Below are 8,827 nucleotides of genomic sequence, written 5' to 3'. Positions count from 1 at the left end.
CACAATTTTTTGGCTAAACCCGCCCCTACCGCTTAATGGTGGAGAGGGAGGGCGGGTTTTGTTTGTAGATTGTTTGTGATTTCACAATTTTTTGGCTAAACCCGCCCCTACCGCTTAATGGTGGAGAGGGAGGGCGGGTTTTGTTTGTAGATTGTTTGTCATTTCACAATTTTTTGGCTAAACCCGCCCCTACCGCTTAATGGTTGATTGTGGATGATTTGGATTAATTGCGGTGATTGTTGCTGTAGCGAATTCGGGCTCCGGCCCACTGAAGTTTTTCCCTCAAAGTGCCGTAATAAGAATAGTTTTCTCGCAAAATGATAAATTTGGCTTCGCATTCTGCCATCCGCACGTCTACGCGCTGTCCGGGCCAAATTGCTGTAGCTAAAATGCCGTCCATCCAGAGTTTTGTACTGGGTTCGTAATCCGCTAAAGGCCAAATGCTGACGACTGAACCGGGTGGCAAAACTACAGGCCGACTTGATAAACTTAAAGGGCAAATCGGAGTAACTGCGATCGCATTCATCCCTGGATGGATAATCGGCCCGTTGGCGGATGCGGTGTAGCAAGTCGAACCGGTGGGAGTTGCCACAATTAAACCGTCGCCTTGATATTGATCGACTACTTCGCCGTCAACTTCCATTTCTAGAATACAGCTCGGCATTCGATCGGCAGAAGCAGGTTTGACGCACATTTCATTCAGTGCCAAAAATCGATCGCTCTCCGGTTCCAGATTGGTTCTGTTGCCCTCAAAAACCGTCGCCTGCAACATCATCCGCTTCTGCACAGCATACCTGTCTTCGGCTAGTCTGTCCCAAATCTCCTCAGTATTTTGGAAATCCTCAAAAGACTCGGTTAAAAAACCCAGATGTCCCCCCACATTCGCCGCCAAAATCGGGATGCCGTCAGCAGCCAAATTCCGCGCCGCAGCCAGGGCTGTACCGTCGCCGCCGAGCACTACCGCTAGATCGATTGGGCTGTTACTAGAAGCTAAAAACACCGGATATGGGTTATCTTTTGGGCCGCTGGGGCCCATTAAAACTTGACACCCGCGACTTTCTAACTGGCGGGCACATTGTTCTGCCCACCGCTGGCTGAGGATGTCTCTGGCTTTGTGGGCGATAATTACTTGTTTTAGTTGCACAATGAATCGATTTTAGATTTTAGGTTTTAGATTTTAGATGAGACTTGAATGGCAAGCATTGGCAAACAATCTTAAAATTATCTGCGTTTATCTGCGTTTATCTGCGGTTTCCGTATCAATTAAAGATTTGCGCCATAAGTCTATTTTATATTTTGCAGCATTGTTCACAATTTGGAGGCAGAGCCTCCGGATCTGTGTTACCAGGCAGAGCCTGGTAACGAGGAAATTGCATCATCCGTCGGTGATTCGGGATTTGGGGCGCGGCCAGATAATGCTAGAATCGGCGGCGAGGATGCGAGAAACTGCGATCGCCCCAAAGCGATTGAGGTGACTGGGATCAACAAAGTAATCGTTGCGGTTCGGCCACCGCTGCGACAAGTCGCGGAAAGCGAAGCCTTTTTGCCGCGAGAGTTGCTGCATTCGCTGCCGAAACTGCTGTTCTGCCGATCGACGTGTTGGATCTAAGTAGTCGTCGGTGAGGGGCAAATTGACGAAAATTAGGGGGATTTTGCGAGTTTTGGTAAATGCTACCAGTGAATTAAAGGCTGTTGCTTGTTTGCCACCGAGGTTGAAGTCTTCGTAGTCGCGATCGTACCTACCTGAAACGTAAGCACGTTGTCGATAATAAGTGTTGGGATTGTAACTGCCCGAGATAGTCATGAATCCGTTGGAGTCGATCGCATCTGCTAATTCGCTAACTTGTCTAATTGCTACTGTTGTCCGCCGCGCATTTTTAGTAACAGGCAAGATGCCTGTTTCACTAGAGAGGAATTGGATTGTGGGGTGGGCATCTTGCCCGCCCCTGAAAGCAACAGGCAAGATGCCTGTTCCACTAGACATGAATTTGACTGTGGGGTGGGCATCTTGCCCGCCCCTGAAAGGTCGATCGACAGATACCTGTGCTCGGCGGAAAGTGCTGTTAGCGCAGCGCTGCGGGAATCTATAACACTGGGGAATTACATTCTGTTCATCGGACGCGAGTTGAGGACGAACGCCTGCTGCTAAAAGTTGGCTGCCTTCAGAATCGACGATCGAATTAAAAGTGCGATCGTCCCGGCCGCTGTTAAATGCGCGCACACCATCCGCCCAGACAATCATTTGAGGCAAATGATCTGGCTTCAAAAGCCGCCGCAGTTGAAAGTCAACTACTTGGGCAGTTGCGCCGTTGACTGCAAAGTTAAATACTTTTAAGCCCGATCGACCTTTTTCTGCTAAAGATTGTTTTAGCTGTTTGGGATCGACACCTTGCAAGGCGCGGGAACTACCGACAATCAAAACATCTGGCGGCCCGACGGCTGCAACGTAGGATAGGTATAGTTCTAGCTGTCCGTCTAGTAAATCGCTGCTGAAGCTAACTGTACTTGCTTGCGATCGGGTTGCGCCCGCTTGCTGTTGGGAATAAACTAGATTTTTCATGTACTCGATGACTTTTTTCTCGGCAAACGCCCGTCTGGGACTGCCGGGGGGAACCGCTTGCATCCAAGCGACAGCCTGCACCCACAGGGCGGCTACTTCGTCCCACTCTTGTTTTGAATTGGCTGATTGAGCCAAATTAGCAGCTTGGCTGGCAAAGCTAATTGACTCCGCAAAGCCGTCGTTTTGGGGGCATGAGGGAACGCTGATGGATTTTTTGGTTTTGTTGGGGTTTCCAGCTAACACAGAGGTTGGCGGCTGCGCTAGGACTGCGGATGATGCGATCGGGCTAGATGCCGCTGCGGTGTTGGGCGGCTTGGGGGGCGAACATCCGGCTGTTAGCGCGATCGCGGCGACTGCGGCGCAAGTACGTTTTAAGATGTTAGTGCTCAGGGTAGCAATATAGCGGCGAATCATACAGCTTTCACCGTTGGCGAAACATTAGTAGATATTACCGCAAACGGTCTGGTGAGGTTAATTGCGTATGTCTGTATGGGATTCGATGACTGCTTCGGCTTGCAGGGCGATCGATCGCAATTTATCAAGAGTATCCTGATTAGCACTCTGCCACAACCCCCGCTGGCGGGCTTCTAGCAATCTTTCCGCCATATCTCGCAGCGCCCAAGGATTATTATCCTGGATAAATCCCTGCACTTTTTCATCAAAAATGTAAGCCTGTGCAATTCCTTCATACATAAAATCTTCTACACAATTTGCCGTAGCATCATAAGCAAACAAAAAATCGACAGTGGCGGCAATTTCAAAAGCACCTTTATAACCGTGGCGCATCGCCCCTTCAATCCATTTTGGATTTACCGCCCTGCTGCGATAAACCCGCGCAATTTCTTCTTTCAGTTGTCGCACTTTCGGATTTTCGGGAATCGAGTTATCTCCGAAATAAGTTTCAGGATTTTTCCCTTGCAAATTGCGAATTGCCGCAGTCATTCCACCTTGGAATTGATAATAATCGTCAGAGTCGAGGATATCGTGTTCGCGGTTGTCTTGGTTTTGCAGAACTATTTGCATTTGGCCGAGGCGTTGTGCAAATGCTTCGGGTGCAGAAAGTCCCCATTCACTCTGTTTAATTCCTGTTACCTCTCCCGGTAAATTTGAAGAACTAGAGGAAGTATAGGCGTAACTGCTCCAATTAATGTAAGCTTTGGCTAAATCTGCATCGTCTGTCCAGTTTTGAGCTTCAATTATGCCCTGAAGTCCCGCGCCGTAAGCCCCCGGTTTTGAACCAAAGACTCGAAATTGCGATCGCACTTCCGCATCTTCCCGACTCAAACCCGCCGATTCCCAATCCAAAATCTCTTGCTTAACTTGTGCTGCTAAAGGATTATTTTCTGGTGGTTCATCTAAAGCTGCCACAGCTTTGACTGCGGAGTCAAACAAATCAATTAAATTAGCAAAAGCATCGCGGAAAAAGCCAGAAATCCGCAAAGTAACATCAACGCGCGGCCGTCCCAAAACAGCAACAGGCAAAATTTCAAAATCTACAACTCGGCGCGAAGGCCCATCCCATATCGGTTGAACTCCGATTAATGCTAGCGCTTCGGCGATGTCATCTCCCCCTGTCCGCATTGTCGATGTTCCCCACACAGACAAACCCAAAGTTTTGGGATATTCACCATTTTCTTGAGTGTATCTTTCGATTAAAGTTTCGGCCGCAACTCTGCCAACTCTCCAAGCAGTTTCTGTGGGAATGGCGCGGATATCTACCGAGTAAAAATTGCGGCCGGTGGGCAATACATCAGGTCGGCCGCGGGTGGGCGCGCCGGATGCACCGCTGGGGATGTGCCGCCCATCTAGTCCGCGCAACAGGTTAGTAATTTCTTGGTTTGTTTGGAGGAGTGAGGGTAAAAGATAGTTGGCAATCCAATCTAATTCTTGTTGGGTTGCTTCTCCTATTTTAACCGCAGATGAACGCGGATGAACGCTGATGTTTTGGATTAAATTATCTACTAATTCAGCGGCTTTTTCTTCTAGTTCGGCTGTTAAATCGCCTGCGGTGGTTAAGGGGTCGAAGTCGTAGCCTAAATCTTTGGCTAGGGAGCGGGTTAAGCCGGAACGATTTGTGCTAGGATGGCGGGCGATCGCAATTATCAAATCTCGCAACTGTCGCCCTTCGGGACACTTCCCGAACACGTGCAATCCATCGCGAATTTGGGACTCTTTGAGTTCGCAAAGATAGCCGTCGGTGCGGGTGATAAACTCGGTAAATTCCGATTTATTGAGTTGAATGCCTAAGTCTTTATCTAGATTTTCCTGGTTGGTGAGGGCTACAATGCGATCGCGAATCATCGGTAATCTCGACGGATCTAAGCTTTGGGCTTCGCAATATTCGTCGATTAAGGCCTCCAACTGCTGCAACGGCCCGTAAAGTTCGGCGCGAGTCATCGGCGGGGTGAGGTGGTCGATAATCACAGCTTGCGATCGTCTTTTTGCCTGGGAACCTTCCCCCGGATCGTTGACAATAAACGGATAAAAATTCGGCATCGCGCCCAATGCGACTTCGGGATAACATTTATTAGACAATGCGACACTTTTACCCGGAAGCCATTCTAAATTCCCGTGTTTTCCCGCATGAATGATCGCATCAATTCCCAACTTTTCGCGCAGCCAGTAATAGTAAGCGAGATAATTGTGGGTAGGTTCCAAATCTGGCGCGTGGTAATTTAACGCTGGATCAATTTCGTATCCGCGCGATGGTTGAATTCCCACAAACACATTGCCGAATTGAATTCCCGGAATCGCGAAAGACTTGTGATCAGTGATTAAATCTTGTGCATGGTTTTCTGCTAATCCCCATCTTTGGCAAATGCCATCTTGTACTTCCTGCGGCAAAGTAGTAAAATATTCTTCATATTCTGCCAAATCCAAAGATTGATTAACAGGCCGCAATTCGCGTCCTTCCGGGTCATTTGTCACGCCAGAAGTCAGGAGTTCAATTAACTCATTGCCACTAGCAGGAATGTTTTCAACTTGATAGCCTGCTTGCTGCATAGCTTTGAGGATTTCCACACAGCTAGCGGGCGTATCTAAGCCGACACCGTTAGCTAAGCGGGCGTTGCGGGTGGGATAATTGGCGAGAATTATGGCGATGCGTCTGTTGGCGGCTGGGGTTTGTTTCATTTTCACCCAATTCGCGGTTAAATCTGCTACGAATGAAATGCGATCGCCCGCTGCGACATATCCTACCACATCTGTTTCTAATTCGCTGTTCCAAGTCTGTACCGCCTTAAAAGAAACAGCCCGAGTAATGATTTTACCGTCTACTTCGGGCAATGCCACATTCATCGCCACATCCCGAGGCGAAAGTCCTTGCAATTCAGTTTCCCACTGTTCCAAACCGCCACAGCTGAAGATGGCTTGTAATACAGGAACATCTAAGGATTTTAAACTATTTTGTTCCGGTTCTTGACTGTTGAAACCCGAGACAGCAAAACTTGTGGTGTTGAGCAATAATTGAATTGGTTCGGAGTCTTTGGGTTGGAAATATTCCAGCAATTCTATTTGCAAATCTGGTTCCCGCAGCGAAGACACAAAGACGGGAACTGGTGCTAAGTTTCGCTCTGCTAGAGCTTGACAAAGTGCATCGATTGGTGCCAAGTTTCCTGATAAGTAATGAGCGCGATAAAATAAAATTCCGACTTTAGCGTGTGGTGATAAACCCGGAGATCCCCCCCAGCCCCCCTTAATAAGGGGGGAGCAAGAAGTTGTCAAAGTCCCACTTACCTTAACCTGGGCTGGTAAACCCGGAGATCCCCCCCAGCCCCCCTTAATAAGGGGGGAGCAAGAAGTTGTCAAAGTCCCCCTTATTAAGGGGGATTTAGGGGGATCGGAATCTGGTTGGAAAGTTTCAAGACACGCCCCCGGGCGCCTGCCCCAATCATAAATCCCGACGCGGGAAACTGTTTGAGGTAGCGGCGGATTGTAAGAAGTTTTCAGACAAGTATCAGCAGTAAACTTGAGGGCATTAACAAAGTTTTGCACTCCACCTTCAGTGAAATAACGCCACAGTTGATTAACTGCGGACAGCGATACATTAGAATGACTAATTAAATCTGGATCGGGACTATCTTCACCAGGCATCACAATCAGTGCTGCATTAGTTTTCTGCACCGTTTCCCGCAGAACTTCTAACCCGTAAGACCAATAAGAACGCCCGCCTAACAGCCTTAAGATTATCACCTCTGCGCGTTCTAAAATTTCCTCAGCGTAGGTATCAATGGTTAGTTGTTGCTGTAACTGAAGCAGATTTACGGCGCGCACTTTCGGGAAATTTGCGGGCATTTTGGATGAGGCTGCCGCGAGTGTTTGAATGTCGGTGTCAGCAGCACTAATAAACACAATTGGTGCTGGGGTTTGCTGAATAAAAATTACTCCTTCTGATTGAGGGTTCCAACCTCCGGGTGTCGCGGCTATTTTGTGCATTAATTTTTACCTATATAATCAGTCTAAATGATTTAATTATGGCACATGGGCGGTCAGAAACCGGGTTTTTCACGAAGATATTTCGCAGCTACCGACAGATTACGTAAAAACCCGGTTTCTTGGGTGTAGTGGGTAAATTTTGTTTGCTAAAATCCGCTGACCTACAAAAATTCATAAGGTGATAAAGAAAACTCCCACAATCATGATAGCAGCTCCCAACAATCTTTGCTGAATATCTTTTTCCTTAAAAATGAAATGACCGAACAGTACACCCATTAATACGCTGGTACGCTTAACCGCTATTACTTGCACTACTAAAGTCATTGTCAAAGCTTGCATCTGAAAAATCACTCCTAAAGCATTGACAAAACCCATTGTTATTAGCATCGGTAAGTGCTGCATAATTTTGCGGCTGGGCTTAGGGGTTTTGTGCAGTAAAACTGGCAACAATAACACACTCATGGCTGTAAATAAAGAAAATAACCAAAAAATCGGGGAAGAGTTCTGCACTCCTATTTTGTCAAAATTTGAGGTGATACTCCACAGAAATGCTACGATTAACATTAATTTTGGCCCTGGTTGGTGCAGGAGTGCTTTGAAGGGGGCTAGATATCCTTGGGATTTTTCTTTGATGTTTAATAGATAGGAGCCCATGACTATGAAACAAATTCCAATACAATCAAAAAAGTTGGGATATTCGCCGACAATTAACGGTGAAGTTAGCAGCATGAATAACGGTGTTAAAGCTACCAGCGGCACGGTTAGGGATAAATCTGACAGTTTGATCGCTTTAATGTAGAGGATAGCTGTAACTGAGTTGAGGCTTGCTCCGATTAACAAGGCTATCCAAAATTGCGGGTTTAATTGCGGGTTTAATTGCGGTATTTCTATGAAGAATAGAAAGGGAGCTAAAAAGACTGCTGAAAAAAATGCTAACGACCAAGCTACGACATATTCGTCGTTTTTTTTCAGGTTTTGCTTGCTGAAAACGTCTTTTACTGCTTCAAAAAAAGCGGTGAGAATTCCAAAAATTAACCAAGTCAACCTAAATATGCGCTCCTGACTCGCTCGTCGTTTAACAAATCCGATCCTATACCTGTAAGGGTAATGTTACCAGCTTCTAGTACGTAAGCCCGATCGGCAATTTGGAGTGCCAAATTAGCGTTTTGTTCGACTAACAAGATTGTAACGCCCGTAGAGCGCAGGTTTTGAACGATCGCAAAAATTTCTTTGACGATCGCAGGTGCTAAGCCTAAACTCGGTTCGTCTAATAATAGCAGTTTTGGGCGGCTCATGAGCGCGCGGGCGATCGCCAGCATTTGCTGTTCCCCACCGCTGAGGGTTCCGGCTAGTTGAGTGCGCCTTTCTGCTAGGCGCGGAAATAGCTCGAATTGGCGGGCTAAATCGGCTTTTATCGCTGCGAAGTCCGATCGCACATAAGCCCCTAATTCCAAGTTAGTCAACACCGTTTGCTGCGCCAAAACCCTTCGCCCTTCTGGACTGTGGGCGATTCCCAATTTTACCACTTCGTGAGCTTGGCGGCGCGTAATATCGCGCCCGCTGTATATGATTTGTCCTTGTCGCAAATTAACTATTTTAGAAATTGCTCTCAGCGTCGTACTTTTCCCCGCACCGTTAGCGCCGATGAGACTGACAACTTCGCCCGCATTCACAGTTAAATTGATATTTTGGAGGGCTTGAATTCCGCCGTAATTTACACAGAGATTTTTGAGTTCTAAAAGGATATTTTGGGTAGTTTTGGGTGCGCTATTTTGCATTTCATATAACTTAATTTGTTGATGGTCTTAGTCCGCGGAGGCGGACATTGTTTGT

Annotated in this window: 5 protein-coding genes; all 5 read right to left on the bottom strand. The window is 47.2% G+C overall.

The window, feature by feature from the left end; translation table 11 throughout:
- Positions 1-223: 223 nt before the first annotated feature.
- Positions 224-1,144, bottom strand: coding sequence for an NAD(+) kinase (locus tag QUB68_RS27690; RefSeq protein WP_332998113.1), 921 nt, complete (start codon positions 1,142-1,144; stop codon positions 224-226).
- 231 nt (positions 1,145-1,375) lie between these two features.
- Positions 1,376-2,974, bottom strand: a complete 1,599-nt coding sequence (locus tag QUB68_RS27685) for a hypothetical protein (protein ID WP_332998112.1) — start codon at positions 2,972-2,974, stop codon at positions 1,376-1,378.
- Between the two features lie 57 nt (positions 2,975-3,031).
- Entirely contained in the window at positions 3,032-6,994 is a 3,963-nt protein-coding gene (gene cobN, locus QUB68_RS27680; RefSeq protein ID WP_332998111.1) for a cobaltochelatase subunit CobN, read from the bottom strand.
- Between the two features lie 171 nt (positions 6,995-7,165).
- Positions 7,166-8,038 carry an EamA family transporter gene (locus tag QUB68_RS27675; protein WP_332998110.1) on the bottom strand — a complete coding sequence of 291 codons (873 nt, stop codon included), beginning with the start codon at positions 8,036-8,038 and terminating at the stop codon, positions 7,166-7,168.
- Positions 8,035-8,772, bottom strand: a complete 738-nt coding sequence (locus QUB68_RS27670; protein ID WP_332998109.1) for an ABC transporter ATP-binding protein — start codon at positions 8,770-8,772, stop codon at positions 8,035-8,037. Before QUB68_RS27670 ends, QUB68_RS27675 begins: the two co-directional genes overlap by 4 nt.
- Positions 8,773-8,827 lie beyond the last annotated feature (55 nt).

The organism is Microcoleus sp. A006_D1 (assembly GCF_036702805.1).
GTDB lineage: Bacteria > Cyanobacteriota > Cyanobacteriia > Cyanobacteriales > Microcoleaceae > Microcoleus.
This window is presented reverse-complemented; position numbering and strand designations above follow the sequence as displayed.